Origin of the sequence: Sphingomonas sp. M1-B02 (genome assembly GCF_026167525.1) — a bacterium.
Lineage (GTDB): Bacteria > Pseudomonadota > Alphaproteobacteria > Sphingomonadales > Sphingomonadaceae > Sphingomonas.
Genome location: NZ_CP110679.1, coordinates 619,642 through 644,095, shown reverse-complemented (window position 1 = coordinate 644,095; position 24,454 = coordinate 619,642). Strand labels below are relative to the sequence as shown.

Below are 24,454 nucleotides of genomic sequence, written 5' to 3'. Positions count from 1 at the left end.
CGTTGGGAGAGGGAAGGAGGCGCGAAGCGCCGGAAGGGTGAGGGTGCGTGACGATTAGCCCAGCCGCGCCAACGCCGCCGACAACCGCTCGGCCTCGGCGGATTTCTCGGCATGGTCGGCCTTGGCCTTCTCAACCGCCTCGGGCTTGGCCCTCTCGACGAAGCTGGGATTGTTCAATCGCCCGGCAAGCCCGTCGCGCTCCTTCTCGGCCGCGCCGATCGCCTTGGTCAGGCGGGCGCGCTCGGCCTCGAGGTCGACCACCCCGCCCAGCGGCACCACGAAGGTCGCTTCATCGACCACCACTTGCAGGGCATTGCCCTCGGCGGCATCGCCCGCGGCCTGATCGACTCGCGCCAGTCGGGCGAGCACGGTCTGTTGCCGCGCCAGTCGCTCGCTGGTCTCAGCCGAAGCATCGCGCACATGGAGTGGCAAACGCGCACCCGGCGGCACGTTCAGCTCGGTCCGCGCCGCGCGGATCTCGCTCACCAGCCGGATCAGCCAGTCGATCTCCTGCGCCGCCGCCGGATCGAGCGCCCGCGCGTCCGCCATCGGCCACTGCGCGACGATCAGGTCGTGCGAGCGCGCGCCGGTCTTCGACCAGAGCTCCTCGGTGATGAACGGCATGAACGGGTGCAGGATCACCAATATCTGATCGAGCACCCAGCCCGCCACGGCGCGCGTCTCGTCCGCGCCGGCGCCCGTCGCCGGCACCCCGCCTTCGCCCTGGATCAGCGGCTTGATCAGTTCGAGATACCAGTCGCAGAAGCGGCTCCAGGCGAACTGGTAGATCGTGTTCGCCGCCTCGTCGAAGCGCAGGTCGGCCAGCGCCAGGTCGAGTGCCTGCACGCATCCCACCGTCTCCGCGATGATCCAGCGATTGACCGCCAGCTCGGCCGCGGGCGGCTCCAGCGTGGTGCGCGCCCCGATCCCGTTCGACTGGCAGAAGCGCGCCGCGTTCCACAGCTTGGTCGCGAAGTTGCGATAGCCCTCGATCCGCTTCTCATCCATCTTGATGTCGCGGCCCTGGCTCTCCATCGCCGCCATGAAGAAGCGCAGCGCATCGGCGCCATATTGGTCGATCAGCCCCAGCGGATTGACGACATTGCCCTTCGACTTGGACATCTTCTGCCCATCCGCCGCGCGCACCAAACCGTGCAGATACAGCGTCTTGAACGGCACTTCGCCCAAAAAGTGCAAGCCCTGCATCATCATCCGCGCATCCCAGAAGAACAGGATATCGAAGCCCGAGATCAGCACGTCATTGGGATAGCGGCCCGCCGCCTTCGCGTCCGCATCCGGCCAGCCCATCGTCGCGAACGGCCACAGCGCCGACGAGAACCAGGTATCGAGCACGTCAGGATCCTGCACCAGGACGACCCCCGCGCCCGCCTGCGCCTGCGCCTCGGCCTCGCTTTCGGCGACATAGATGCTGCCATCCTCGGCGAACCAGGCCGGGATCCGGTGCCCCCACCAGAGCTGCCGCGAGACGCACCACGGCTGAATATTCTCCATCCAGTTGAAATAGGTCTTTTCCCACGATTTCGGCACGATCTTGGTCGCGCCCGATCGCACCGCCTCGATCGCCGGCTTGGCCAGCGTCGCCGCGTCGACATACCATTGGTCGGTCAGCATCGGCTCGATCACCACGCCGCTGCGATCGCCGAACGGCTGCATGATCGTCTTGTCCTCGACGGTCAGCATCAGCCCCTCGGCAGCGATGTCCGCCACCACCCGCGCCCGCGCTTCGTAGCGATCGAGTCCGCGATAGGCGTCAGGCACCAGGTTCAGCGTATCGACCTCGGCCGCATCGACCGCCGCGCCGCCCGCAATCTCCCGCGCCCGCGCCGCCGCCTCGGCATAAGGCGCGCCGTCAGTCCGCATCGCGGCATGCTCGTCCATCAGCCGATAGAGCGGAATGCCGTTGCGCTGCGCCACGCCATAATCGTTGGCGTCGTGTGCGCCGGTGATCTTCACCGCGCCCGATCCGAACGCGGGATCGGGATAGTCGTCCGAGATGATCGGGATCAGCCGGCGATGCTCCTTGGGCCCCACCGGGATTTCGCACAGCTTGCCGACGATCGGGGCGTAACGCGCGTCGCGCGGGTTCACCGCGACCGCGCCGTCGCCCAGCATCGTCTCCGGCCGGGTCGTGGCGATCGCGATATAGTCGCGCTCTTCCTCCAGCACGATCTGCCCCTCGGCATCGCGCTCGACATAAAGATAGGTCTCGCCCCCCGCGAGCGGATATTTGAAGTGCCACATATGGCCCGCGACTTCGCGAGTCTCGACCTCGAGGTCGCTGATCGCGGTGCGCAGCGCCGGGTCCCAATTGACCAGCCGCTTGGCGCGATAGAGCAGCCCCTGCCGGTGCAGCTCGACGAACACCTTGAGCACGGCCTTCGAAAAGCCCGCATCCATCGTGAAGCGCTCGTTCGCCCAGTCCATCGAACAGCCGAGCCGGCGGAGCTGCTGGGTGATCTCGCCCCCGCTCTCTTCCTTCCACTCCCAGACCTTCGCGACGAATTCTTCGCGGCTGAAGTCGGTGCGCTTGGCGCGGGCGGCGTTCAACTGCCGCTCGACCACCATCTGCGTCGCGATCCCGGCATGGTCGGTGCCGACCACCCAGCGCGCGTTCTTGCCTTTCAGCCGCGCGTGGCGGACGAGGATGTCCTGCAGCGTATTGTCGAGCGCATGGCCGATATGCAGGCTGCCGGTAACGTTGGGCGGCGGGTTCACCAAGGTCCACGGATCGGCCCCCGGCCGCTCGGGCGCGAACAGGCCTTCGCGCTCCCAATGCGCATACCAGCGCGATTCGATTTCGGCGGGGTCGAAGGTCTTGGGAAGCTCGGTCATGCAGGGGCTTTAGCGGTGTACGGAAGTCTCGCACAACCCGTGCCGTAGTCGCTCCCCTCCCGCTTGCGGGAGGGGTCGGGGGGAGGGGCCGGCCACAAACTATATGGCCCGCGGCTCTCCCCTCCCCTAGCCCCTCCCGCAAGCGGTAGGGGAACGACCTGTCACTTCGTATATTTCCCCAGCCACCCCAGCACTTCGCCATACCATTGCATGCTGTTCTTCGGCTTCAGCACCCAGTGATTCTCGTCCGGGAACACCAGCAGCCGCGAGTCCACGCCGCGCCGCTGCAGCGCCGTGAACGCCGCCAGCCCCTGCGTATAGGGAATGCGGAAATCCTTCTCGCCGTGGATCACCAGCATCGGCGTCTTCCACTTGTCGACATGGTGGACCGGGTTCCATTTCTCATAGGCCGCGGGGTCCTCATGATAGGCCTTGCCGCCATGCTCCCATTCGTCGAACCACAGCTCCTCGGTCTCATAGGCCATCGCCCGCGCGTCGAACACGCCGTCATGCTGGACGATGCACTTGAAGCGATCGGGCCACCGGCCCTCGATCCAGTTCATCATGTAGCCGCCGTACGACGCCCCGAGCGCGCAGGCGTTGTCGCCGTCGAGATAGGAGAATCGCGCCGTCGCCGCCGCGAGACCCTTCTGCAGATCCTCGAGCGGCCAGCCGCCCCAATTGTTGCGGATCGCGTCGGTGAAGGCCTGGCCGTAGCCCGTCGATCCGTGGAAATCGACCGACACCACCGCATAGCCCGCGCCGGCAAACACCGCCGGGTTCCAGCGATACGACCAGCTGTTGTTGCTCGATCCCTGCGGCCCGCCATGGACGACGAACGCGACCGGCGCCTTGGCGCCCGCCGCCAGCGCCGCCGGTCGCACCGAATAGCCCCAGACCCTGTCGCCATTCGCCCCGGCAAACCTGAACCGCTCGACCTTGGGTAAGTCGATACCGGCCAGCTTCGTCGCATTCACCGCCGTCAGCCGCTCCTGTTTCTTCCCCGCGAGACGGTAGAAATCGTCGGGCGCAGTCAGGCTGTTCATCGCGAAGATCATGCCGTCGCGCGTCGGCACCACCGCGGACACCGCCCCCTCCTGCGTCAGACGTGTCATCGTGCCACTTTTCGGATCCACCGCGAAGATCGGCTGCTCCTGCACATCCTGCGCGGTGACATAGATGCGCTTGCCGTCGGGCGCCCAGGCGATCGAGCCGACCGAGCGATCCCAGCCCTCGGTGAGCGCCCGCGTCGCGCCTCTGGCCAGATCGCGCAACTTGAGCACCTGCCGGTCCGCCTCATAGCCCGCCCGCGCCATCGACATGTAGGCCAGCCACTTCCCGTCCGGCGATACGACCGGCAAGCTGTCGGTCCCGTCATTGTCGGGCGTCAGGTTTACCGGCGCCGCCGATCCGTCGGCAGGCGCCGCGAAGATGTCGAGATTGGTCGAGGTCGGCTCGATCCGCCCCGCTTCGCGCAGCGCGAAATAGACGGTCTTGCCGTCGGGGGACCAGTCGAGCTCCTCGCCGCCGCCGAACGGCTTAGACGGCGTATCGCCGATCAGCGCCCCGCCGATCGCAACCCCGTCGCCGCTGGCTCCGTTGGCGCCGAACGGCAGCACGAACAGTTGCGAGCGCTCGCCATTCGCCCATGTGTCCCAGTGGCGCACGAACAACTGGTCATAGGTGCGGCCCGAACCCGCATTGGGGTCCTTCTTGACCATCGCCGGCTCCAGGTTCGGCGCCCCCGGCTTGCGATCCGCCCAGACGAGCAACTTGTCGCCCGTCGGCGCTACCTTGAAGCCGCTGAACCCGCCCGGAATGCGCGTCAGCTGCGTCGCCGCGCCGCCGCCGACCGCGACCCCCCACACGGCATCCTCGCCGCCCTTGTCCGACTGGAAATACACGGTCGACCCGTCCGCCGAGAATTGCGGCCCGGTTTCATTGACTTCGGCCTCCGCCACCAGTTTCTCGGGCACGGCGCCCTTCCGGCGCAGGTCGAGCCGCCACAGGTCGAAGCGCCCGCGGTTGGCGGCAAGGTCGGTCTCGCGCTGCTGCCAGACGAGCCAGCGCCCGTCCGGCGATACCGCCGGCGCGCCGACTCGCGACAGCGCCGCGACGTCCTGGATCGTGAGGTCTCGTGCCGATGCCGGCACGGCGAAGGTGGCGAGCATGGCGCCCGCGAGCAGGAGATGCTTCATGCGGACGATAGAGCATCGAACGCCCCTTCCCGCAAGGGAAGGGCGCGGCGCTACTGCCGCCCGGTGATCCGCGAAATCTCGCGCGCCACCATCGTCTCGACGAGCTGCGGCAGATTGGAGTCGAGCCATTCACGCAACATCGGCTTCAGCATGTCGCGGACCATGCCTTCCAGCGTGTCGCTCCCGGCAACCTCCGGCCGCACGATCAGCCGCGACAACGCCTCGAGCGGCCCGCGAGTCGCTTCGGTGGCACGTTCGGACAGGATCGGCTCGGCCTTGGCGACCGGGTCGTGCGAGGGTTCGGCGCGGAGATTTTCGGCACGGGCGGGTTCGGGAGGCGTCGGTGCGCCCATCGCTCTTGGCCTTTCCCCGGGGAATTCGTCGGCGACCGGCTCGCTGAGCTCGAGCACTTCGTCGCTCCCCTGGTCGTCAAGTTCGTCGCGCGCCGCGCGGGCGGTGGCGGGCACGGCCCGGCTCCGCCGCGTACGCGTCGCAACCGCTGCATCGCCTTCCTCGGCGATGATGCGTTTGATCGATGAAAGGATTTCCTCCATCGAAGGTTCGGCGCTGATGTCCCCCATAGCCGGCCTATATCCTTCTGGCTGCCCCCCGCTCAATCAAGGATTAGTACGGGTGGTGTCAACCGATCGCTGCAGCAAGGGATCAACTTGTCCGGGCGGGACGATCGCGCCCTGCGCCGGGGTTCCGGTCGTCGGGGTGCTCGCGGCGGTCGGCGCGGGATCGTTCGACCAGTCGTTCCAGCGGCCCTTCACCCGATCGTAATTGACCGCCGGGTCGTACAGCGGCCCGCCGTCGAGGTTCAGGTCCTTCGCCTCCGCGCGGCCCATCGACGCAAGCAGCGTGAAGCCGGCGACATAGGCGTCGCGCTCGGCGGTGACATATTGCACCTGGCTGTTCAGCAATTCCTGCTCGGCGTTCAGGATGTCGAGGATCGTGCGGGTGCCGACGCTGTTCTCGGCGCGAACGCCCTCCAGGCTTAATTGGTTGGCCTCGACTGCGATCCGCGACGATTCGATCACCCGCAGCGAACTTTCATAGGTGGCGAAGGACGAGCGTGCCTGCGCGATCACGCCCCGCTCGGTGAGCGTCACATTCTCCATCGCCGCGGCCTCCCGCGCCTGCGCCTGGCGAATCTGGGCCGCTGGCCGCCCGCCCTGGAAGACCGGGATCGAGACCTGCGCGCCCAGCGTGGAGGCGAAGCCGTCGTCCTGAAAACCCAGCCTCGCGCCCTGGCTACCGACCGAGCCCAGATAATTATAATAATTGCCGCCCAGCCCGATGCTCACCTGCGGCAGCCGCCCGGCGCGCGCCACCCGCACGTCGAATCGGCTCGCATCGCGCGCGAGTTGCGTGGCCTCCAGGAAAGGATTGTTGCCCAGCGCGATCTGCTCCGCCGTCGCCACATCGTCGGGCAGATTGGGCAAGGGCGGCGGTGCGGCGAGCACCCCCGGCGGGGTGCCGACCACGCGGATATAATTTTCGCGGCTGCCGATCAGCCGCGCCTCGGCGGTCCGCAACTGGCCCTGCGCCAGCGCCAGCCGCGCCTCGGACTGGGCGACGTCGGTGCGGGTCAGGTCGCCTACTTCGAATCGATCGCGAGTTGCGCGCAGATTGACGTCGAGCACGCGAACATTCTGCTGGTTCAGCCGCACGATCGCTTCGTCGCGCAGCACGTCGACATAGACCGTCACCGCCTGGGTGAAGATATCCGATTCGGCGCCACGCAGATTGGCCTGGCCTGCATTCACCCGAGTCTCCGCCGCCCGAACCGAATTGCGCACCGCGCCGCCGCTGAAGACCGGCAGCGATATGTCGAGCCCCAGCCGGCCCGTTCGGCTCGGGCCGAAGGTCGCGTCGCTGTCGTACAGGCTGTCGCTGAGCGACATGTTCGAAGTGGCCCCGGGCCGTCCCTGCGATCGGGCGATCGGCACATTCTCGTCATTGGCGCGCTGGTTGGCGCGCTCGCCTGCCAGATCGGGGTTGCTCCGATAGGTCTGCACCAGCGCCGCGCGCAGGTCCGTCGTCGGTTGCGCGGCCGGGGCCAGCGCCGGAGTTGCGGTCTGCTCCCGCGTCTGGACGGTCACCGGCGTCGCGGTGCCCTGGCGAGTCGTCACGGTCTGCGCGGCGGCAGGCGTTACGACCGCAGTCAAGCTCGCGCCCAGAAGCAGAGAGGATAGTCGCATCATTGTCTTCTTTTCAGAAAGTGAAGGTCCGTACGCGTCGGAAACCAGGCAACAGGGCGCATTCCACGTCGAGGAAGTCGACCAGTCCGAAGCCCCCCTCGCTGCGCAGTCCGGAAGCGAGCCGCGTCACGCCGCGCTCGATCACCCCCGTCACCACGCGTCCGCCGATCGCTAGCTGCTCCACCAGCGCATCGGGCACCAATTCCACCGCGCCGTCGATCACGATCAGGTCATAAGGCGCCCCCGCGGCCCAGCCCGCCTCGAGCGATCCCTCCACGACTTCGACATTGCCGCCTGCCGCCAGCGCGGCGCGGGCGAGCCCTGCCAGCGATTCCTCGCTCTCCAGCGCCACCACCGAACCCGCGAGCAACGCCAGCACCGCCGCGGCATAGCCCCCCGCCGCGCCGATCAGCAGCACGCGATCGCTCGGCCGGATCTGCGCTTCGGTCAGCAGCCGCCCGGTCGCGAGCGGCGAATTATGGTTGCGCCCGCCGACCAGCGGCAGCAAGCCGTCGCGATAGGCGATCGCGCGCTGCGCTTCCGGCAGGAAGTCCTCGCGCGCCACTTTCGCCATCGCTTCCACCACGCGCGGGTCGTTGACCGCGTTGGTCCGCAACTGGCTCGCAACCATTGCGTGGCGCATCGCTTCGAAGCGGGTCGCTTCGACGGGCGAGGAATCGACGGGAAGGGCCATCATCACTCCGGCTCTGTCGCACAACCGTGTTAGTTGCGCAATACACTAGTTGATATCGCTACGCTTGTATCGCGCTGCAGCGTCATCGCCAAGCAAGGCCGGCGCATATTTGAAACAATGTTCGCACGTCCTTGTTGACAGGCGCCGCTCCCCCGGCGCATTTCGCCGCCTCGCATCGGGGCCCGATGGCGGAGTGGTGACGTAGAGGACTGCAAATCCTCGCACCCGGGTTCGATTCCCGGTCGGGCCTCCATCCTCAGACTGGAAACGCGCAAAGGGCGCCCGCGATTGCTCGCGGACGCCCCTGTCAATCCTGTGAGGGATTAGCGGCGGTAGCCGCGCCCGCCCCGGCCGCAATCGCCCCGGTCGATCTGGTTGCCGAGCAGCGCGCCTGCACCGGCGCCGAGCAGCGTTCCGGTTGTGCTGCGGCCGCGATAGCCCCGGCCGATCTCTCCGCCCAGAAGGCCGCCCGCGATCGCGCCGACGATCGTGCCGGTCGCGCCGTTGCTGCAGCGGCGGTCGTCAAAGCGCTGACGATAGGCGCGCTGGTTGCGATAGCCGCGATCGCCCCGATAACCGCGATCGTGGCCTCGGTCATACCCACGCCCGCCGCCGCGATAGTCCTGGCTGTAACCGCGATCGCCATAGCCATAGCCATAGCCATCATTCTGCGCGGCCGCCGGGGTGGCGGCAAGGCCGCCAAGGGCGACGCTGGTGGCAAGGGCTGCGCTGAGCAAGATCTTCTTCATGGGACATCCTCCGTGGGGGGCGGCATCGCCACCGTTGGTAGGGATATGCACCTTGCCACGTGCAGCGCGCCTGAACGCGTCCGTTAGCCGCCGTTCATAACCGGGATTGTGGCATCAGGGTCACGGCGCACGCGCGAAAGCTGCATCGGCCGCAGCCTCGGGAACAAACCGCGATTCCACACCGTTGCGGCAGGATCAGTTCGGAGAAAGACGGATGTATCGCGCTAGCTATCGGCCGCAGGAGGTCAATCATTGCCCAAGCTGCGGCAATTCGCAGTGGATGATCGGGCGGATGACCGCCGAATGCGCCTTCTGCGCAACCGCGCTTCCGCTCGTCGCCGGCGGCAATTTCGGCAACAACGTCCTGCGCAAGCGCCCGTTACGCGCGCTCGCCGCCTGATCGGAGTCCTGCATGACTGACATCGCCGTGACCTCGCCCGTCGAGCGGATTGCTCGCGTAATCGCCGCCGAGGCGCTCAGCATCAACGGCGAGGGCCAGGATCCAAGTGTCGGCAGTGCGGTCGACGCCGTCTGGGAGGCCGAAGTCGCGCGCGCCGTGGCGGTGCTCAAGACCTTGCGCGAGCCTACCTCCGAGATGGTCGAGGCAGGCCGCGCCGCCGGTTCGAACCCCGCCGAGATCTGGAACGCGATGGTCCGCGCAGCCGTCGAGTCCTACTGACGCGAACAGGGCGCCCCGGCCGAAGCCGGGACGCCCTCTTTCGCTTTGCGCATCAGGCCCTACCGCCCGCTTTTGCTCTCTTCCACACCGTCCGGCTTCGCCTGCCCCGTATGCATCTTGGCGAGCATGCTGTCCGGCGTCAGGTGGCTTATCGCCGCCTGGACCTTGTTCATGAAGCCCGAGACGACATGGCCCTTGCGGTCGGTCATCGCGTCCCAGCCGTCCTTCGCCACCTTGCCGGCATCGGCCTTCTCGCCTTCGCCCACCGGCGTGTCGAGCATGTCGGCGCGGCGGAAGAACTCGGTCTCGGTCGGCCCCGGCATCAGCACCGTTACGTTGACCTTGGTATCCTTCAACTCCTCGCGCAGCGCATAGGAGAAGCTGTCGAGATAGGCCTTGGTGCCGTTATAGACTGCCTGCCACGCGCCCGGGATCAGCCCGGCGATCGATCCGGTGATCAGCACATTGCCCTCGTCGCGTGCAACCATCTGCTGGAGCACCTTCTGGAGCAGATAGGTCGTGCCGACGACATTGGTGTCGATCACGTGGCGCCACTCGGCCGGATCCTGGGTCAGGAAGCCCTGCCCCAGCCCGCGCCCGGCATTGGCGACGAGGATGTCGATCTCCCGCCCGTTCGTGGCCGCAAGCAACGTGTCGTTGCCCTCGAAGGTCGAAAGGTCCGCCTCGATCGCCTCGACGCTCACGCCATAGCTGTCGAGTTCGCCCGCCGCGTCGACCAGCGGCTCGTCCGCCACCACGATCAGGTCATAGCCCTCGCTCGCGGCGATCTTCGCGATTTCCTTGCCGATGCCGGTCGAGGCGCCGGTGATCACTGCCAATTTGTTCGCCATTTTCGCTACTCCTTACGCCGCCGCAACCAAGCCCGGCTTGAGCACCACCTTGGTGCAGCTATTCTGCTCTTCCTTGAACTTCCGGTACCCCTCGGGCGCGTCCTCGAGCCCGAGCCGGTGCGAGATCAGGAAGGTCGTATCCAGCTCGCCATTGCCGATCATCTCCAGCAGCTGCGGGAGGTACTTCTGGACGTGCGTCTGCCCGGTCTTGAGCGTCAGCCCCTTCTCCATCACCGCGCCGAACGGGAATTTGTCGAGGAAGCCGCCATAGACGCCGGGCACCGACACGCGCCCGCCCTTGCGGCACGCGACGATCGCCTGGCGCAGCGCGTGCGGACGATCGGTGCCCAGGAAGGTGGACGCCTTGATCTGGTCGACGACATTGTCCGCGAAGAAGCCATGCGCCTCCAGGCCCACTGCGTCGATCACCGCGTCGGGACCGATCCCGCCGGTCATCTCCATCAGCGCATGATAGGTGTCGGTCTCTTCATAGTTGATCGTCTCGGCGCCGAATCCTGCCGCCAGCTCCAGCCGATGCGGGAAATGGTCAATCGCGATGACGCGCTCGGCGCCCATCTTGAACGCCGACTGCACCGCGAACAGCCCGACCGGACCGCAGCCCCACACCGCAACGGTATCGCCCGGCTCGATCATCGCATTCTCCGCCGCCATCCAGCCGGTGGGCAGGATGTCGGAGAGGAACAGGACCTTGTCGTCCTCCAGCCCGTCCGGGACCACGATCGGACCCACGTCGGAGAAGGGCACGCGGACCAACTCCGCCTGCCCGCCCGGATAGCCGCCGGTCAGATGCGTATAGCCGAACAGCGCCGACATCGGCTCGCCATACATTGTCTGGCCGAGGTCCTGGTTGTCGGCCGGATTGCCGTTCTCGCACGCCGAATATTGCGTCTTCGAGCAATGGAAGCAGCTGCCGCACGAGATGGTGAAGGGCACCACCACGCGCTGCCCCTTCTTCAGCGTCGACTTGGAGCCGACATCGACGACTTCGCCCATGAACTCATGGCCGAGGATGTCGCCCTTCTGCAGGGTCGGGATATAGCTGTCATAGAGATGCAAGTCGGATCCGCAGATCGCCGTCGAGGTGATCTTGATGATCGCATCGCGCGGATTGATGATTTCGGGATCGGGGACGGTTTCCATCCGCACGTCGTGCTTGCCGTGCCAGGTGAGTGCGCGCATTTCGAATTCTCCGGTAAAACTTTGAATCAGGAAGCGGGCTCGCGGTTCGGCGGCGTGGTCGTCGCGATCTCGCCGGCTTCCATGACCTGCTTGAAGCGCCGCAGGTCGCGCATCGACTGGATCTGCGGCTCCTTCTGCGTGAAGGTGGCGATCAGCTTGCCGATCACGCCCGCGGGCGGATCATAGGCCATCACCGCGCGCACGAAGGTGCCATGTCCCGCCGGCCCGTCGCGAAACTCGATGCGGCCGCTATTCTTGACGTCGCCATCGGCTTCCCAGGCGATCAGTTCGCCGGGCACGTCCTCGGTCACCACCGAATCCCATTCATAGGTCCCGTTCGGCCCCTTCACCTTCCAGTGCGAGCGCTTGTCGTCGAGGACGGTGATATCCTCAACGTTGAACATGAAGGTCGCCAGATTGCCGAAGTCGCGCCAATAAGCATAAAGCTCCGCGCGCGATCGATTGATGCTGACGGTCCGGCCCCACACGGTGCCTTCGCCGCCCTGGGCCTCGCTTTTCTGGATATCGCCGTCCTTGGAAACATAAGACGGAGCGTCGTCGCGAACATCGCTCATGGGATTCTCCTCAATTCTGCTCGTGCCCGCCGGGATAATCTTCCGGCACGGCCTTGCCCTGGTTCTTCACCGCCTGGCGGGATTCGTTCTGCAGGCCCGGATCGGAGTCTGGCGTCAGCTCGGCGCCCGCATCCTTCGCGCCGCCTTCGGATAGGTCCTTGGACATGAGTCATCTCCTCGGAAAGCAGGGCAATTTCCCGCTATCCGCCTGATATAGATCAGTTTTCGGGGCGCCGCGGGGCACGGACGCTTCGGATTTCTTAACCCTTCACAACGAGGGCCGTTCCCCACAAAACACCGTCATCCCGGCGAAAGCCAGGATCCAGGGTCACAAGTAATGTCCTAAGTGGCTCTGGCTCCCGCTTTCGCCGGGATGACGTGGAGAAACAGAGCCGCTATGGCCGCACGCATGTCTGCCCACCCCCTCACCCTCTACAACTCAATGACCCGCTGCCTCGAGCGTTTCACCCCGCTCGACCCGGCAAAAGGCGTGCGCGTCTATTCCTGCGGCCCCACCGTCTATAATTACGCCCATCTCGGCAATCTGCGCGCTTATGTCTTCACCGACACGCTGAGCCGCGTCCTCCGCTGGAAGGGATATGCCCTCACCCACGTCATCAACATCACCGACGTCGGCCACCTGACCAGCGACGCCGATGCCGGCGACGACAAGATGGAAGCCGCCGCCAGGGCGCAGTCCAAAAGCATCTGGGACGTCGCCGCGCATTACACCGCGGCCTTCAAGCAGAATATCGCCGACCTCAACATCAGCGAGCCCAGCCGCTGGGCGGTCGCCACCGATCACATCCCCCAGATGATCGCCTTCGCCGAGAAGATCGCGCCGCAGCACTGCTACGAGCTCGATTCCGGCCTCTATTTCGACAGCAGCACCGTCCCCGATTATGGCCGCCTCGCCGGCAATCAGGACGACGAACGCGAAGGCCGCATCGATCCCGTCGCCGGCAAGCGCCACCCCCAGGATTTCGCGATCTGGCGCAAGTCCCCGCCCGGCGAGCAGCGCCAGATGGAATGGGACTCCCCCTGGGGCAAAGGCGCCCCCGGCTGGCACCTCGAATGCTCGGTGATGAGCCTGCAATATTTAGGCGCCCCGTTCGACATCCACACCGGCGGCATCGATCATCGCGAGATCCACCACCCCAACGAAATCGCCCAGAACCAGGCCTTTTGCGGCTGCGGCGATTCGGGCGCGCGCTTCTGGATGCACAATAATTTCCTGGTCGATCGCCAGGGCAAGATGTCCAAGTCAAAGGGCGGCTTCACCACCCTCCAGTCGCTGATCGACGCCGGCGTGCACCCGCTGGCGTACCGCCTGATGTGCCTGCAAGCGCACTATCGCAGCGAGCTGGAGTTCACCGCAGAAAACCTGTCGGCAGCGCTCACCCGCCTGAAACGGCTAGTCATGGCGATCTCCGTACTAAAAGCACAAAGAGAAATTTCGCAGCAATCTCGCGCAAGCTTCGTATATTCAGAGCGACTTGATAAAGCCTTGTCGGACGATCTGAACACGCCGAAAGCCCTCTCTGTGCTTGACGAGCTGGTGAGCGACAAAGCTTTGATTGCGTATGATCGGATGGATCTCGTAAGAGAGTTCGACGCCGTCCTCGGCCTGAACCTGCTCGGCCTCACCCGCGAAGCCCTCCGCCTCGCCCCTAAAAGCGCAACGCTCACCGCCGAGGACGTCGAATCCCGCCTGACCGAACGCCGCGAAGCCCGCGCCGCCAAGGACTTCGCCCGTTCCGACGCGATCCGCGACGAACTCACCGCCGCCGGCGTGGAAGTCATGGACGGCGATCCGCTCGGCTGGGACTGGAAGCCCGCGCTTTAGGCGTTCACCGCCCCAACCCCAATCCGTCATCCCGCGAAAGCCGGGATCCAGAGCCAAGCAGCGCTGCCCTCCGCCACCCTGGATCCCGGCTTTCGCCGGGATGACGAACCAAGGTGGGTCGGCTATCCCACCCCCATGAAAGCCGTCCTCCCCGCTCTCGCCCGCCCGCTCGTCGAGCCCCACCTCCCCCCGGGCGTCGACGTCCACTGGTTCGCCACCCCGGAGCAAGCGATCGAGCTGGTCGCCGACGCCGATATCGGCTGGGTCGATTCCAACGTCCCCGGCCAATGGGCCGCCGCCGCCGCTGCCGGCACGAAGCTCAAATGGCTCTCCACCATCTATGCCGGGCTCGATCCGCTCGATAAGCCGAGACTCCTCGCACAGGGCACCCGCGTCACCAACGGCAGCGGCGTCAACGCGCATACGGTCGCCGAATACGCCGTGATGGGCGTGCTCGTCGCCGCCAAGCGCTTCGATCAGGTCGTCCGCGCCGCCGACCGGCACGAATGGCCGCGCGACGCCCCCGGCAAGCTCGAACTGTTCGAAACCCAAGCCCTCGTCATCGGCTACGGCACGATCGGCCGGCTGATCGGCGAGCGCCTCGCCGGCTTCGGCGTCACCGTCACCGGCGTCACCCGCACCGCCGCGCCCGGCACGATCGGCCCCGACGCCTGGCGCGCGCGCCTCCCCGAGTTTGACTGGATCGTCCTCGCCGCCCCCGCCACGCCCGAGAGCAAGGCGATGATCGGCGAGGCCGAGCTGCGCGCATGCAAACCCTCCGCCTGGATCGTCAATGTCGGCCGCGGCGATCTGATCGACCAGGAGGCGCTGATCGAAGCGATCAACAAGCGCCGCATCGCCGGCGCCTTCCTCGATACCGTCACCCCCGAGCCGCTGCCCCCCGAACACCCCTTATGGACCACCCCCAACATCATCCATTCGATGCACCTCTCGGGCCGCAGCCAGACGCGGATGTTCGTCCGCGCCGCGGAGCTGTTCGTGGCGAACGTGCACGCGTTCCTGGCCGGCGAGCCGCTCAAGAACGAAGTCGATCTGAGCGCGGGCTATTAGACCTACTAAAGCCCCTCCCCTGAAGGGGAGGGGCTAGAATTCAGGCCCTAACCACCCCCGGCAACGCCGCCACATAGCGCCGCACATCCTCGATCTTCCCCGTGCTCACCCGCGACCAGTTCTTCCACTTGCCATAAGCCCCGCGGATCAGGATCCCCTTCTCGGCCATCGCCTTCTGCACCGTGTCGGCATCGCCCACCTTCACGAACAGGAAGTTGGTCTCGCTCGGCAGCGCGGTCAGCCCGGCGCTCTTTACCGCCGCCTGCAGCATCCCCCGCGCCTCGCCGATCCGGTTCTTCGAGAAGGTCGTGAACGCCGTATCGTCATAGGAAGCGATCGCCGCGGCCAGCCCGGCGGTATTCCCCCCGAAGCTCGTCTCATAGTCGCGGATCTTCGCGATCGTATCGGGCCGCCCGACCGCATAGCCCACCCGCAGCCCCGCCATGCCGTAGATCTTCGAGAAGGTCCGGCAGACCACCACGTCGAGCCCTTCGTTCACCAGGCCCGCCACCGAGCTGTAGCCCGGCCGGTCGGTCAGCTCGATATAGGCCTCGTCGATCAGCACCGGCGCCTTGGGGCTCACCGCGCGGACGAAGCCGCGCAATTTGTCGCCGTCGAGCAGACGCCCGGTCGGGTTGTTGGGGTTGCAGATATGGACCATCCCGACATCGGGGCCCATCGCCGCGGCCATCGCGTCCAGGTCGACCTCGAGCCCGTCGGTCATCGCCACCCGCTTGAGCTTCGCGCCCTTCGCCTCGGCATAGAGCGCGGTCGTGTCCCAGAACAGTTCGGGGCACAGGATCGCGCCCTTCCCGGCGAAGGCCATCCCCGCCGCGCTCAGCACTTCGGTCGATCCGCTGCCGATCGTGACATGGTCGGGGGTCACGCCGAAGCGCTCGGCGATCATCGCGGTCAGCTTCTTCGCGCCGCCATCGGCATAATAGCATCCCTTGCTCGCCCACTGGTTGATCGCCGCGATCGCGCTCGGCGCCGGGCCATAGGGATTTTCGTTGCGCGACAGCAAAGCCACCCCCGCCGCCGGCCCGAAGAGCGGCGCCGCGTCCGTCTCGGCCCGCCGCGCATGCGCCGGAAATGCCGCGCACGCGGCGGTTGCGGCGCCTGCCGCGATCACGCCCCGTCGTGAAACCATCACCATCGCCCGTCTCCCTGTTAGGCCCGCAGGCCGTTGCCGATCATCAGGATGCCGATTGCCACCAGATACAGTCCGAACACACGCCGCAGCAGCAGCGGGCTCAGCGCATGCGCCGCCGCCACGCCCCACGGCGCCGAGATCAAAGTCGTAGAAGTCACCACCAGCGCGGCTGGCACGTTGACGAACCCCAGCGATCCGTAAGGCAGCCCCGGCGCCCCCAGCCCGATCGCGACGAACCCCACGGCCCCCGGCACCGCGATGATCGCCCCGATCCCCGAAGCGGTCGCGATCGCCCGGTGGATCGATTTGCCGCACAGCGTCATCACGATGATCGCGATCGTCCCCCCGCCGATCCCCAGCAGCGACGAGAAAGCGCCCAGCCCGCCCGCAATTCCGGCACGCGCCGCGCCGCCCGGCATCTCGGTCGCCAGCTGGCGCCCGCCGAACAAGGGAAACAGGAAATGCAGCGCCATCAGCGTCACCCCGCTGCCGAAGATGATCGCCAGCCCCGCCCCCGGCACCCGCGCCGCCAGCAGCACGCCGCCGCCGACGCCCAGCACGATCCACGGCGCCCAGCTCCTGAGCATCTCGAAATCCACCGCCCCGCGCTTGGCATGGGCATGCACCGATCGCAGCGAGGTCGCGACGATCGTCGCCAGCGAGGTCCCGATCGCGACATGCGCCAGCTCGGCCGCGCTGCCCCCCAGCAGCGGCAGCACGAAGAACAGGGCCGGCACCACGACGAACCCGCCCCCGATCCCGAACAGCCCGCCGGCGAAGCCCGCAAGCAAGCCCGCCGCCAGCATCGCGGCAATCGCCTCGACCCAGTCGACGATCGTCATGAAAAGGATATCCGCACGCGAACCAGCACGAAACTCTCCCGCTAGGAGCTTTCTGCCTCTCCGGACCGCCGCTCGTCCTTCGTGCCTGTGGCTATCGGAAGGGGCCGCGTTCTAGCTGGTTCCTCGGCGCATGGCCGCGCCTGCCGGGCCTGCGACTCCCGGCAGTGCGCATCCTATGCAGCGCCCCGCCCCCGCACAAGGGGCTTAGCTGGTGGCCAGCGCCGCCTCGCCGCGCTGGAGCGTCCGCTCGGGCGCGAACACCCGCACGATCCGCAGCGTGCGCAGGTGCCGCTCGCGATCGGGCCACAGGATCGAGCTCCCCGCCCGCATCCCGATCAGCCCCACCCCCACCGGCGACAGGATCGACACCCGCCCCGCCGCGATGTCGGCATGCTGCGGATAGACCAGCTCCACCGTCCGCCGCACCAGGCTGTTCTCGTCGACGAACTCCACCCGGCTGCCCATCGTCACCACGTCGTCGGGCAGGTCGCGCGCGGCATAGACCTCCGCCCGGTCGAGTTCGGCCAGCAGCATCGCCGCCAGATCGGGTTTGCGCGGCTGGATCGTCAGCGCCAGCGCATAGAGCGCATCGCATTCGCTATCGATGAGCCGGATCGCCGGGCGACTGTCGCCCGTCACGTCATGCAGTTTTTCCACAGGTTCACGCTTTCACATTCAAGGGTGGCCGCGCGGCATCAGGCAGGCGCGGCGGAGGATTGCTGATGACCGGACGTCGCCGCTGCGCACAGGCAGCCGGACGCGCCCGGCTAGCCGCGTGCGGCGAGCTGTCCCGAGTGGAAGCGAAAGCGCTTAAAGGTCGCAAAAGCGAGCATGCCCTCAAGATGGCCACCCCACCCCCTCCTGTCAAATGCGCAAATTACCCCGCCAGGGTAAAAACCCCTTGCCACCCTTTACCCCGCAAGGGTAAGCGCCCCTTCATGACAACACTCGCAGGTTCCAAGATCCGCCGCTTCCGCGAGGATCGCGCCCTTTCCCGCGCCGCATTCGGCGCCTGGTTCGATACGCCGGGCTCCACCGTCCAGGGCTGGGAGGAGGATGGCAAGCGCGCCTCCGCCGCCATCCTCAATCAGATCGCCGCCAACGGCATCGCCCACCATCAGGACTGGTACGTCCGCAATCTGGAGCAAGACATGGGATGGTCGCCCGACAGCTGGACCCAGGCCGAGGCCCGCCAGCTCCCCACCTATCCCGATCAGGCCGCGCTGAACGCCGCCACCGCCACGCTCGGCAACTATCCCCCGCTCGTCTTCGCCGGCGAGGCGCGCGAGCTCACCACCGAGCTCGCCAAGGTCGCCCGCGGCGAGGCCTTCCTCCTCCAGGGCGGCGACTGCGCCGAGAGCTTCGCCGAATTCCACCCCAACAATATCCGCGACACCTTCCGCGTCCTCCTCCAGATGGCGGTCGTCCTCACCTTCGCGTCCAAGCTCCCCACCGTGAAGCTCGGCCGCATGGCCGGCCAGTTCGCCAAGCCCCGCTCGGCCGACGACGAGACGATCGGCGGCGTCACCCTCCCCTCCTATCGCGGCGACAATATCAACGACATCGCCTTCACCCACGAAAGCCGCATCCCCGATCCGGCGCGCATGATCCAGGGCTACAGCCAGTCCGCCGCCACGCTCAACCTGCTCCGCGCCTTCGCGCAAGGGGGCTATGCGAACCTCCACCAGGTCCACCGCTGGACCCACGATTTCCTCGGCTCCAGCCCCTGGGCCGAGCGCTACAAGGATGTCGCCGATCGCATCGGCGAGGCGCTCGACTTCATGGCCGCCTGCGGCATCGATGCCGACAGCGTCCCCCAGCTCAAGGCCACCCAATTCTACACCAGCCACGAAGCGCTGCTGCTCCCCTACGAACAGGCCCTCACCCGACAGGACAGCCTGACCGGCGACTGGTACGATACCAGCGCGCACTTCCTCTGGATCGGCGATCGCACCCGCTTCGACGGCAGCGCGCATGTCGAGTTCCTGCGCGGCATCGGCAATCCGATCGGCATGAAGTGCGGGCCAAGCCTCGAGCCCGACGCGCTCCTGCGCCTGCTCGACACGCTCAACCCCGCGCGCACCCCCGGCCGCATGACCCTCATCACCCGCTTCGGCCATGACAAGATCGAGGCAGGCCTCCCCCCGCTCGTCCGCGCGGTCAAGCGCGAAGGCCATTCGGTGGTGTGGAGCTGCGATCCGATGCACGGCAACGTCGTCAAGGCCGCCAACGGCTACAAGACGAGGCCGTTCGACCGCATCCTCGCAGAAGTCCGCGGCTTCTTCGCCGTCCACCGCGCCGAAGGCACCTTCGCCGGCGGCATCCACGCCGAGATGACCGGCCAGAACGTCACCGAATGCACCGGCGGCGCGATCGACATCTCCGAGCTCGACCTGGCCGATCGCTACCACACGCATTGCGACCCGCGGCTGAACGCGGGGCAGAGTTTGGAACTGGCGTTCTTGCTGGCGGAGATGCTCAACCAGGAAATGTCGGAGCGCAGGAAGGCCGCCGCTTGAAGACGACCCGCTACTTCGAGGAGCAGGTCCTTCGCCAGCGCCCCTATATCGAGCGCGAATGGTGCCGCTCCGTCATCGAAGAGCCGGTCCACTACGAAGTGCAGGACGATGGACGCATCCGCTTCTGGGGCGCCGTCATTTTTGCCGGGCGAAACCGCGCCGCGCATGCTAAGGGTGGTCACGCTCGAAGACGGCGAGACAGTCCACAACGCCTTCCTCGCCCGCAACTTCAGGCAACCGACATGAAGCTTCACTATTACGCCGAAACCGACAGCCTCTGTATCGAGCTCAAGGCGGGCCCGAGCGTAGAGACGCGGGAAATTGCCTCAGGCGTAAACGCCGATCTGGACGCTGACGGTACGATGATCGGTCTCGACATCGACGGCGCCTCGACCGGGCTGGACCTCACGACGCTGGAGACCGTGGCGCTTCCGCTGACTCGGATGAAAGCGGCGTAACCGTCTTCGCCGGCGGTATCCACGCGGAGATGACGTGGCAGAACGTCACCGAATGCACCGGCGGCGCAGTTGATGTGACCGAGCTCGATTTGGCCGACCGCTATCATACGCATTGCGACCCGCGGCTCAACGCCGGGCAGAGCCTAGAGCTGGCAGTTTTGTTGGCGGAGATGTTGAATGAGGAGATGCGGGAGCGGCGGAAGGCGGGTTAGTCGATGTCTGGCCACGAGATATCGACGTTCCGGCAGGCATCCAGCGGAAGCGACGTCAGCGGTTAAAGCCTAAGGAATCTCTCGATCGACGAAGTGCTGACTAACAAGGTTATGTCGATTCACCGCGACCCGGACTAGCGCCTCGGCTTGTCAACGGCATCCGGGGAAAGGGCCTCAGCTAACCACTAAAGCGGCGGGCCGCCGAGCCCATAATTGCCAGAGCCAAGATAATGCTTATGGTCTAGCTTCGGGCAATCTGGGAAAACCACCAGGCTAATGGGCGGGACGAATGGCAAACAATGAGGAATCCCGACCGGCCGAGACGGAACGCTGAATTCGCCGGGCAGTCTATGCAGAACCTGTCGGCGCGGACGGCGTATTTGATCTAGCGGCGTTGAGGATTAACATCCAACAGGGTGATTCTTTCGATGAAATCCCACTGTACGCCGCGATATCCTGCGGCAAACCAAGCCTGCCCTTCGACGATGAGTATTTGCACCTAAATACTTGGCAAGTGTTGATGAGGCTCCAGCTCGACAATGCGCGTATTGTTCATGGCTCGATCCGCAAGTTCGTTATTCAGCGGGGCAGCTTCGATTCAGTCGACGAAGGCAAGATCAATCTGAGCTCGGTGGACCAGCAGCAGCGTAAACTCGGCTATGGTATCGACGCCGAAGCCGCGAAAAAGACCTGGTCGTTCAGCGCCTTTCTGAAATTTGGCCGTAACAAGGAGGTTGACCACACCCGCAGCAGTAACAACGAGAATACGACGCGGACAGTAGAGGAAGTTCGTCTGTTCGGCGATTTTGAACAGGACACGATCGGATTTGGTGACCGCGACTTTGGTGATGTGCGCCGCGAATATGGTTTTCTCGCATAGCTCGGCCCCGCCGGCAGCCCGCCGCGCACCCTCGCTCAGCGCGAGGCCAAGCGCAGGGCGGCGCGCACCGTAAGCCCGCCGCCCCCGCCTGCCCCGCCGCCGAGCGTGCGGGAGTTATAAAACGGAGTTTCACGAAACACGAGAAAAGTGGGAATCCAAGCGCGCGCAGCCCCGTCGGTCACTCAGGCGCGTGGCACACCGCCTCGACATTGACCCCGTCGGGATCATGCACGAACGCGGCATAACAAGTCGGGCCATAATGCGGGCGAAGACCCGGCGCGCCATTGTCCGTGCCGCCTGCCGCCAAAGCGGCAGCGTGGAAGGCGTCGACCGCCGCCCGGCTCGCCGCGGCGAATGCGACATGGGTCCCCGCGCCCACCGTCTCCTTGTCACCGATCCAGAAGAAGGGATGCTCCTTGCCGAAGCCAATCGCGGTGCCGCTGCACTCGGGATCGCCGGAGCCGAAGCGCATCATCTCCTTGATGCCGAGCGGCGCCAGCGCGGCAGCATAGAAGGCCGCGGACGTCTCGGCGTCCGCGACGGCAAATCCGATATGGTCGATCATCATCTTGCTCCTTTTTGGGCTCAGGGAAACAGGTCGATCACCTCCGCGCCCTCGCCCTCGGCGTCGAGCAGCAGGGTGCGGTGGCAATGGCTCGGATCGCGCTCGAAGCAGAGCAGGGCGCTTGGCTTCTCCGCCGCCAGCGCGCGCATCCGCGCCGCTTCCGCCTGCGCCTCCGGCAGCCCGAGCTGGACGTCGTACGCCGCCTCCAGCGTCGCCACGTCGCCCTTCTTGGCGGCATCGCGCCCCGCCTTGGGCGTGCCGAGATTTTTCAGGTGGACGTAGTCGATGCCCACGTCGCGCAGGCTGGCCGCGAGGATGTTCTTCGAAAAGCCCGGGCGCCTCGAAAGCGGCAGCGCGCGCACGTCGATCAGCCGCTCCACCCCCGCGCCCTTCAGCGCCGCGAGGAACTCGCCCATCGTCGTCGCTTCATATCCGATCGTGTAGATTTTCACGCCGCTCGCTCCGAACCACGCTCCACGCAATCAACGCCTGGCCGGCAAAATAGGTCGGCCAGATGACCAACCCGGGTACATCCGATGCCGAAAGCGGCCCCATCTTCGCAAAGATGAGCAGGTCCGAGAGAAGGAACGACACTGCCCCGACCCCAGCCAGCCGGTACGAACTAGCCACCGCCGCCCCCGCCATCGCCCCGACCCCGAGCCCATAGAATGCAACGCCGATGTCGCCGCTCAACAGAAAGGAGACGACAGAAACCGCCAAGGCAATCCCAACCGGCACAGCAGCGGCCAACCGCCGGCTCCGCCAGTAAAAGCTCACCGCAAGCACATGACCAACCAAAAAAGCCACCGCCCCGATCGTCAGCCCCATAGTCTCGAGCAACACATCGCCCAATGCGCCCAGACCAAGCACCAGTCCGATCCAAGGCCTCCCCCGCGCAAAGGCCCAAGCAGAAAGCAGCCCGACCCCCGACCCTTTCCACACCACCTTCGCCCAGCCCGCCACCTCCAGCCAATGCGTGAAATAGAAACTGACTCCCGCGATCAGCGCAGCCAGCAAAAGGAGATCGACCAGCCGGACTTTCATGGCGCCAGGTCATAGTCATCCGCGCGGCGACACGCTAGGCGACGGGCATGACATACGACGTCCACATCATCGGCGGTGGCCTCGCCGGCTCCGAATCCGCCTGGCAATTGGCCAATGCCGGCCACACAGTCCGCCTCTCCGAAATGCGAGGGTCCGGCCACATGACCCCGGCGCATCAGAGCGATCGACTAGCCGAGCTCGTCTGCTCGAACAGCTTCCGCTCCGACGATGCCGAGCGCAACGCGGTGGGCCTGCTCCATTCGGAGATGCGCCAATTGGGCTCGCTGATCCTGGCGCAGGGCGACAAGCACCAGGTCCCCGCCGGCTCCGCGCTTGCCGTCGACCGCGACGGCTTCGCCGACGGCGTCACCGCGATGCTCGAGGCCCATTCCAATATCACGATCGTCCGCGAACGGATCGAGACGCTGCCGACCGAAGGCCTCACCATCGTCGCCACCGGCCCCTTGACCGCCCCGGTCTTCGCCGAAAGCATCGGCGCCGCAACGGGCAAAGACAGTCTCGCCTTCTTCGACGCGATTGCCCCGATCGTCCATTTCGAAAGCATCGACTTCAGCACCGCCTGGTACCAGTCGCGCTGGGACAAGGTCGGCCCGGGCGGCACCGGCAAGGACTATATCAACTGCCCCATGTCGAAGGACGAGTACCTCGCCTTCCACGCCGGGCTGCTGGCCGGCGAGAAGACAGAGTTCCGCGAGTGGGAGAATGTCCCTTATTTCGAAGGCTGCATGCCGGTCGAAGTAATGGCCGAACGCGGAGTCGATACGCTGCGCTACGGTCCGATGAAGGGCGTCGGCCTCGACGATCCGCGCACCGGCCGCTGGCCTTATGCCGTCGTCCAGCTCCGCCAGGACAATGCGTCGGGTACCTTGTGGAACATGGTCGGCTTCCAGACCAAGCTCAAACATGGCGCCCAGGTCGAACTGTTCCGCACGATTCCGGGCCTCGAGAAGGCCGAATTCGCCCGGCTCGGCGGGCTGCATCGCAACACCTTCATCAAGTCCCCCGAGCTGCTTGATGGAACGCTGCGCCTGAAGGCACGCCCCAACATCCGTTTCGCCGGCCAGATCACCGGGTGCGAGGGCTATGTCGAAAGCTCGGCGATCGGGCTGCTCGCGGGCCGCTTCGCCGCGGCGGAGCTCGCCGGCACCACGCTACCCACGCCACCGCGCGAGACGGCGCTGGGCGCCCTGCTCGCCCACATCACCGGCGAGGCGGAGGTCGAGACCTATCAGCCGATGAATGTCAATTTCGGCCTGTTCCCGCCGATCGCCGGCCGGACCAAAAAAGCCGATCGCAAGCTGATGTACACCGCACGCGCCCGGGAAGCGTTCGACGACTGGCTCGCGGCCTAGTCGTCTGCCTCGTCCTTCGGGGCCGCCGCCGGACAGACGCATTTGGCCTTTGCAGGGCGCGGCTTGAGCGCGGTGGACGCGAATTCGGTACGGGTCAGAACGCCGGATTTATCGGCATCGGCCCCACCAAACTTCGCCGTAGTCTTCGCCCCCCATTCTTCGAACCCCAGCTTGCCGTCACGGTCGACGTCGAGCTTCGCAAATGCCTTGCGCCGCGAGAGCAGATATTCCTCTCGCGAGATTCCGTCGTTGCGGTCCTTGTCGTAGCGATCGAATCGCTTCTGCTTGCGCGTCTTCGCCGTCGCGCTGGGCACTTCGCTGGGCAGAGGATCGTCAGCCGCTGTCGCTGCAAGAACCGCCTCCGGCGCGGGAGGCACGCTAGGCTCGGATGCGGCGCTGCCCCGCATCAGGAAGATCCCGGCAAGCGCCAGCTGCACCGCCGCGCCCGCTCCCACCAGATAGCGCCATATCGGCCGTCTCCGTGCAGC

General features: G+C 66.1%; 25 protein-coding genes, 1 tRNA gene and 1 pseudogene. 10 read left to right on the top strand and 17 right to left on the bottom strand.

Annotation, left to right across the window (positions count from 1 at the left end; translation table 11 throughout):
* Positions 1-54 precede the first annotated feature (54 nt).
* From OKW87_RS03195 to OKW87_RS03175, 5 genes are all read right to left on the bottom strand, one after another.
* Positions 55-2,853 carry a valine--tRNA ligase gene (locus tag OKW87_RS03195; RefSeq protein WP_265542247.1) on the bottom strand — a complete coding sequence of 933 codons (2,799 nt, stop codon included), beginning with the start codon at positions 2,851-2,853 and terminating at the stop codon, positions 55-57.
* Positions 2,854-3,014: 161 nt separating this feature from the next.
* A complete protein-coding gene (locus OKW87_RS03190) occupies positions 3,015-5,051 on the bottom strand; it encodes an alpha/beta hydrolase family protein (protein WP_265542245.1) in 2,037 nt (678 codons plus the stop codon).
* A 50-nt stretch (positions 5,052-5,101) separates the two neighbouring features.
* A complete protein-coding gene (locus OKW87_RS03185; RefSeq protein WP_265542244.1) occupies positions 5,102-5,632 on the bottom strand; it encodes a DUF2497 domain-containing protein in 531 nt (176 codons plus the stop codon).
* Positions 5,633-5,668: 36 nt separating this feature from the next.
* Positions 5,669-7,255, bottom strand: coding sequence for a TolC family outer membrane protein (locus OKW87_RS03180; protein ID WP_265542243.1), 1,587 nt, complete (start codon positions 7,253-7,255; stop codon positions 5,669-5,671).
* A gap of 13 nt (positions 7,256-7,268) precedes the next feature.
* The gene (locus tag OKW87_RS03175) at positions 7,269-7,952 is read right to left on the bottom strand and encodes a protein-L-isoaspartate O-methyltransferase family protein (protein WP_265542242.1); all 684 of its coding nucleotides are present in this window, start codon (positions 7,950-7,952) and stop codon (positions 7,269-7,271) included.
* Between the two features lie 176 nt (positions 7,953-8,128).
* On the opposite strand from OKW87_RS03175, the gene OKW87_RS03170 reads away from it, so the two are divergent.
* Positions 8,129-8,202 (top strand) — tRNA-Cys (locus tag OKW87_RS03170).
* A 70-nt stretch (positions 8,203-8,272) separates the two neighbouring features.
* On the opposite strand, the gene OKW87_RS03165 is transcribed toward OKW87_RS03170, so the two are convergent.
* Positions 8,273-8,698 carry a glycine zipper 2TM domain-containing protein gene (locus tag OKW87_RS03165; protein ID WP_265542241.1) on the bottom strand — a complete coding sequence of 142 codons (426 nt, stop codon included), beginning with the start codon at positions 8,696-8,698 and terminating at the stop codon, positions 8,273-8,275.
* Between the two features lie 214 nt (positions 8,699-8,912).
* On the opposite strand from OKW87_RS03165, the gene OKW87_RS03160 reads away from it, so the two are divergent.
* Both OKW87_RS03160 and OKW87_RS03155 read left to right on the top strand, forming a co-directional pair.
* Complete coding sequence (locus tag OKW87_RS03160) at positions 8,913-9,098, top strand: hypothetical protein (RefSeq protein ID WP_265542240.1); 186 nt, start codon at positions 8,913-8,915, stop codon at positions 9,096-9,098.
* A 12-nt stretch (positions 9,099-9,110) separates the two neighbouring features.
* A complete protein-coding gene (locus OKW87_RS03155) occupies positions 9,111-9,377 on the top strand; it encodes a hypothetical protein (RefSeq protein WP_265542238.1) in 267 nt (88 codons plus the stop codon).
* 59 nt (positions 9,378-9,436) lie between these two features.
* Here the strand turns inward: OKW87_RS03155 and OKW87_RS03150 are convergent, their stop codons facing one another.
* The 4 genes from OKW87_RS03150 to OKW87_RS03135 are packed head-to-tail and all read right to left on the bottom strand — an operon-like array spanning position 9,437 to position 12,169.
* The gene (locus OKW87_RS03150; RefSeq protein WP_265542234.1) at positions 9,437-10,228 is read right to left on the bottom strand and encodes an SDR family NAD(P)-dependent oxidoreductase; all 792 of its coding nucleotides are present in this window, start codon (positions 10,226-10,228) and stop codon (positions 9,437-9,439) included.
* Positions 10,229-10,240: 12 nt separating this feature from the next.
* Positions 10,241-11,428: a zinc-dependent alcohol dehydrogenase gene (locus OKW87_RS03145; RefSeq protein ID WP_265542233.1), complete on the bottom strand. Its 1,188-nt coding sequence runs from the start codon at positions 11,426-11,428 to the stop codon at positions 10,241-10,243.
* 26 nt (positions 11,429-11,454) lie between these two features.
* A complete protein-coding gene (locus OKW87_RS03140; protein WP_265542231.1) occupies positions 11,455-12,003 on the bottom strand; it encodes an SRPBCC family protein in 549 nt (182 codons plus the stop codon).
* Between the two features lie 10 nt (positions 12,004-12,013).
* Entirely contained in the window at positions 12,014-12,169 is a 156-nt protein-coding gene (locus OKW87_RS03135; protein ID WP_265542229.1) for a hypothetical protein, read from the bottom strand.
* Positions 12,170-12,400: 231 nt separating this feature from the next.
* Here OKW87_RS03135 and cysS point away from each other — a divergent pair, with 231 nt between their 5' ends.
* Complete coding sequence (gene cysS, locus OKW87_RS03130) at positions 12,401-13,849, top strand: cysteine--tRNA ligase (protein ID WP_265542227.1); 1,449 nt, start codon at positions 12,401-12,403, stop codon at positions 13,847-13,849.
* Between the two features lie 135 nt (positions 13,850-13,984).
* Positions 13,985-14,920: a D-2-hydroxyacid dehydrogenase gene (locus tag OKW87_RS03125; RefSeq protein ID WP_265542225.1), complete on the top strand. Its 936-nt coding sequence runs from the start codon at positions 13,985-13,987 to the stop codon at positions 14,918-14,920.
* Positions 14,921-14,960: 40 nt separating this feature from the next.
* Here OKW87_RS03125 and OKW87_RS03120 read toward each other — a convergent pair whose 3' ends face one another.
* From OKW87_RS03120 to rnk, 3 genes are all read right to left on the bottom strand, one after another.
* On the bottom strand, positions 14,961-16,076 hold the full coding sequence (locus OKW87_RS03120) for a pyridoxal phosphate-dependent aminotransferase (protein WP_265542223.1): 1,116 nt from the start codon (positions 16,074-16,076) through the stop codon (positions 14,961-14,963).
* Between the two features lie 14 nt (positions 16,077-16,090).
* Entirely contained in the window at positions 16,091-16,915 is an 825-nt protein-coding gene (locus tag OKW87_RS03115) for a sulfite exporter TauE/SafE family protein (RefSeq protein ID WP_265542222.1), read from the bottom strand.
* Positions 16,916-17,119: 204 nt separating this feature from the next.
* Positions 17,120-17,572 (bottom strand): nucleoside diphosphate kinase regulator, encoded by a 453-nt coding sequence (rnk, locus tag OKW87_RS03110; protein WP_265542219.1) that lies wholly within the window; start codon positions 17,570-17,572, stop codon positions 17,120-17,122.
* Between the two features lie 494 nt (positions 17,573-18,066).
* Here rnk and OKW87_RS03105 point away from each other — a divergent pair, with 494 nt between their 5' ends.
* The 4 genes and pseudogenes from OKW87_RS03105 to OKW87_RS03090 all read left to right on the top strand — a co-directional run bounded on the left by OKW87_RS03105 (position 18,067) and on the right by OKW87_RS03090 (position 20,984).
* Complete coding sequence (locus OKW87_RS03105; RefSeq protein WP_265543971.1) at positions 18,067-19,434, top strand: class II 3-deoxy-7-phosphoheptulonate synthase; 1,368 nt, start codon at positions 18,067-18,069, stop codon at positions 19,432-19,434.
* Positions 19,431-19,892 carry a DUF2283 domain-containing protein gene (locus tag OKW87_RS03100; RefSeq protein WP_265542217.1) on the top strand — a complete coding sequence of 154 codons (462 nt, stop codon included), beginning with the start codon at positions 19,431-19,433 and terminating at the stop codon, positions 19,890-19,892. The genes OKW87_RS03105 and OKW87_RS03100 overlap by 4 nt, the downstream gene beginning before the upstream one ends.
* Positions 19,893-19,897: 5 nt before the next feature.
* Positions 19,898-20,104: pseudogene (locus OKW87_RS03095) on the top strand (3-deoxy-7-phosphoheptulonate synthase); the annotation flags it as partial.
* A gap of 520 nt (positions 20,105-20,624) precedes the next feature.
* Entirely contained in the window at positions 20,625-20,984 is a 360-nt protein-coding gene (locus OKW87_RS03090; protein WP_265542216.1) for a hypothetical protein, read from the top strand.
* Positions 20,985-21,162: 178 nt separating this feature from the next.
* Here OKW87_RS03090 and OKW87_RS03085 read toward each other — a convergent pair whose 3' ends face one another.
* Genes OKW87_RS03085 through OKW87_RS03075 form a run of 3 tightly spaced genes read right to left on the bottom strand, consistent with a single transcriptional unit; the run spans position 21,163 to position 22,593 of the window.
* A complete protein-coding gene (locus tag OKW87_RS03085) occupies positions 21,163-21,549 on the bottom strand; it encodes a VOC family protein (protein ID WP_265542213.1) in 387 nt (128 codons plus the stop codon).
* A gap of 20 nt (positions 21,550-21,569) precedes the next feature.
* Positions 21,570-22,001 carry a DUF488 domain-containing protein gene (locus tag OKW87_RS03080; RefSeq protein ID WP_265542211.1) on the bottom strand — a complete coding sequence of 144 codons (432 nt, stop codon included), beginning with the start codon at positions 21,999-22,001 and terminating at the stop codon, positions 21,570-21,572.
* Positions 21,976-22,593, bottom strand: a complete 618-nt coding sequence (locus OKW87_RS03075; RefSeq protein WP_265542208.1) for a lysoplasmalogenase family protein — start codon at positions 22,591-22,593, stop codon at positions 21,976-21,978. The genes OKW87_RS03080 and OKW87_RS03075 overlap by 26 nt, the downstream gene beginning before the upstream one ends.
* Before the next feature lie 47 nt (positions 22,594-22,640).
* On the opposite strand from OKW87_RS03075, the gene trmFO reads away from it, so the two are divergent.
* A complete protein-coding gene (trmFO, locus tag OKW87_RS03070; RefSeq protein ID WP_265542206.1) occupies positions 22,641-23,966 on the top strand; it encodes a methylenetetrahydrofolate--tRNA-(uracil(54)-C(5))-methyltransferase (FADH(2)-oxidizing) TrmFO in 1,326 nt (441 codons plus the stop codon).
* Here the strand turns inward: trmFO and OKW87_RS03065 are convergent.
* Positions 23,963-24,421, bottom strand: coding sequence for an EF-hand domain-containing protein (locus OKW87_RS03065; RefSeq protein WP_322740324.1), 459 nt, complete (start codon positions 24,419-24,421; stop codon positions 23,963-23,965). The two genes, trmFO and OKW87_RS03065, sit on opposite strands and share 4 nt — an antisense overlap.
* Positions 24,422-24,454 lie beyond the last annotated feature (33 nt).

Excerpts from the sequence above, each read along its gene's own strand:
- OKW87_RS03145 (WP_265542233.1), bottom strand. The coding sequence starts at position 11,428 with ATGCGCGCACTCACCTGGCACGGCAAGCACGACGTGCGGATGGAAACC.
- OKW87_RS03120 (WP_265542223.1), bottom strand. The coding sequence starts at position 16,076 with ATGGTGATGGTTTCACGACGGGGCGTGATCGCGGCAGGCGCCGCAACC.
- OKW87_RS03175 (WP_265542242.1), bottom strand. The coding sequence starts at position 7,952 with ATGATGGCCCTTCCCGTCGATTCCTCGCCCGTCGAAGCGACCCGCTTC.
- OKW87_RS03190 (WP_265542245.1), bottom strand. The coding sequence starts at position 5,051 with ATGAAGCATCTCCTGCTCGCGGGCGCCATGCTCGCCACCTTCGCCGTG.
- OKW87_RS03140 (WP_265542231.1), bottom strand. The coding sequence starts at position 12,003 with ATGAGCGATGTTCGCGACGACGCTCCGTCTTATGTTTCCAAGGACGGC.
- OKW87_RS03135 (WP_265542229.1), bottom strand. The coding sequence starts at position 12,169 with ATGTCCAAGGACCTATCCGAAGGCGGCGCGAAGGATGCGGGCGCCGAG.
- OKW87_RS03180 (WP_265542243.1), bottom strand. The coding sequence starts at position 7,255 with ATGCGACTATCCTCTCTGCTTCTGGGCGCGAGCTTGACTGCGGTCGTA.
- OKW87_RS03085 (WP_265542213.1), bottom strand. The coding sequence starts at position 21,549 with ATGATCGACCATATCGGATTTGCCGTCGCGGACGCCGAGACGTCCGCG.
- OKW87_RS03150 (WP_265542234.1), bottom strand. The coding sequence starts at position 10,228 with ATGGCGAACAAATTGGCAGTGATCACCGGCGCCTCGACCGGCATCGGC.
- trmFO (WP_265542206.1), top strand. The coding sequence starts at position 22,641 with ATGACATACGACGTCCACATCATCGGCGGTGGCCTCGCCGGCTCCGAA.
- OKW87_RS03165 (WP_265542241.1), bottom strand. The coding sequence starts at position 8,698 with ATGAAGAAGATCTTGCTCAGCGCAGCCCTTGCCACCAGCGTCGCCCTT.
- OKW87_RS03115 (WP_265542222.1), bottom strand. The coding sequence starts at position 16,915 with ATGACGATCGTCGACTGGGTCGAGGCGATTGCCGCGATGCTGGCGGCG.
- OKW87_RS03105 (WP_265543971.1), top strand. The coding sequence starts at position 18,067 with ATGGGATGGTCGCCCGACAGCTGGACCCAGGCCGAGGCCCGCCAGCTC.
- OKW87_RS03195 (WP_265542247.1), bottom strand. The coding sequence starts at position 2,853 with ATGACCGAGCTTCCCAAGACCTTCGACCCCGCCGAAATCGAATCGCGC.
- OKW87_RS03075 (WP_265542208.1), bottom strand. The coding sequence starts at position 22,593 with ATGAAAGTCCGGCTGGTCGATCTCCTTTTGCTGGCTGCGCTGATCGCG.
- OKW87_RS03185 (WP_265542244.1), bottom strand. The coding sequence starts at position 5,632 with ATGGGGGACATCAGCGCCGAACCTTCGATGGAGGAAATCCTTTCATCG.
- cysS (WP_265542227.1), top strand. The coding sequence starts at position 12,401 with ATGGCCGCACGCATGTCTGCCCACCCCCTCACCCTCTACAACTCAATG.
- OKW87_RS03160 (WP_265542240.1), top strand. The coding sequence starts at position 8,913 with ATGTATCGCGCTAGCTATCGGCCGCAGGAGGTCAATCATTGCCCAAGC.
- OKW87_RS03090 (WP_265542216.1), top strand. The coding sequence starts at position 20,625 with ATGAGGCTCCAGCTCGACAATGCGCGTATTGTTCATGGCTCGATCCGC.
- OKW87_RS03155 (WP_265542238.1), top strand. The coding sequence starts at position 9,111 with ATGACTGACATCGCCGTGACCTCGCCCGTCGAGCGGATTGCTCGCGTA.
- OKW87_RS03125 (WP_265542225.1), top strand. The coding sequence starts at position 13,985 with ATGAAAGCCGTCCTCCCCGCTCTCGCCCGCCCGCTCGTCGAGCCCCAC.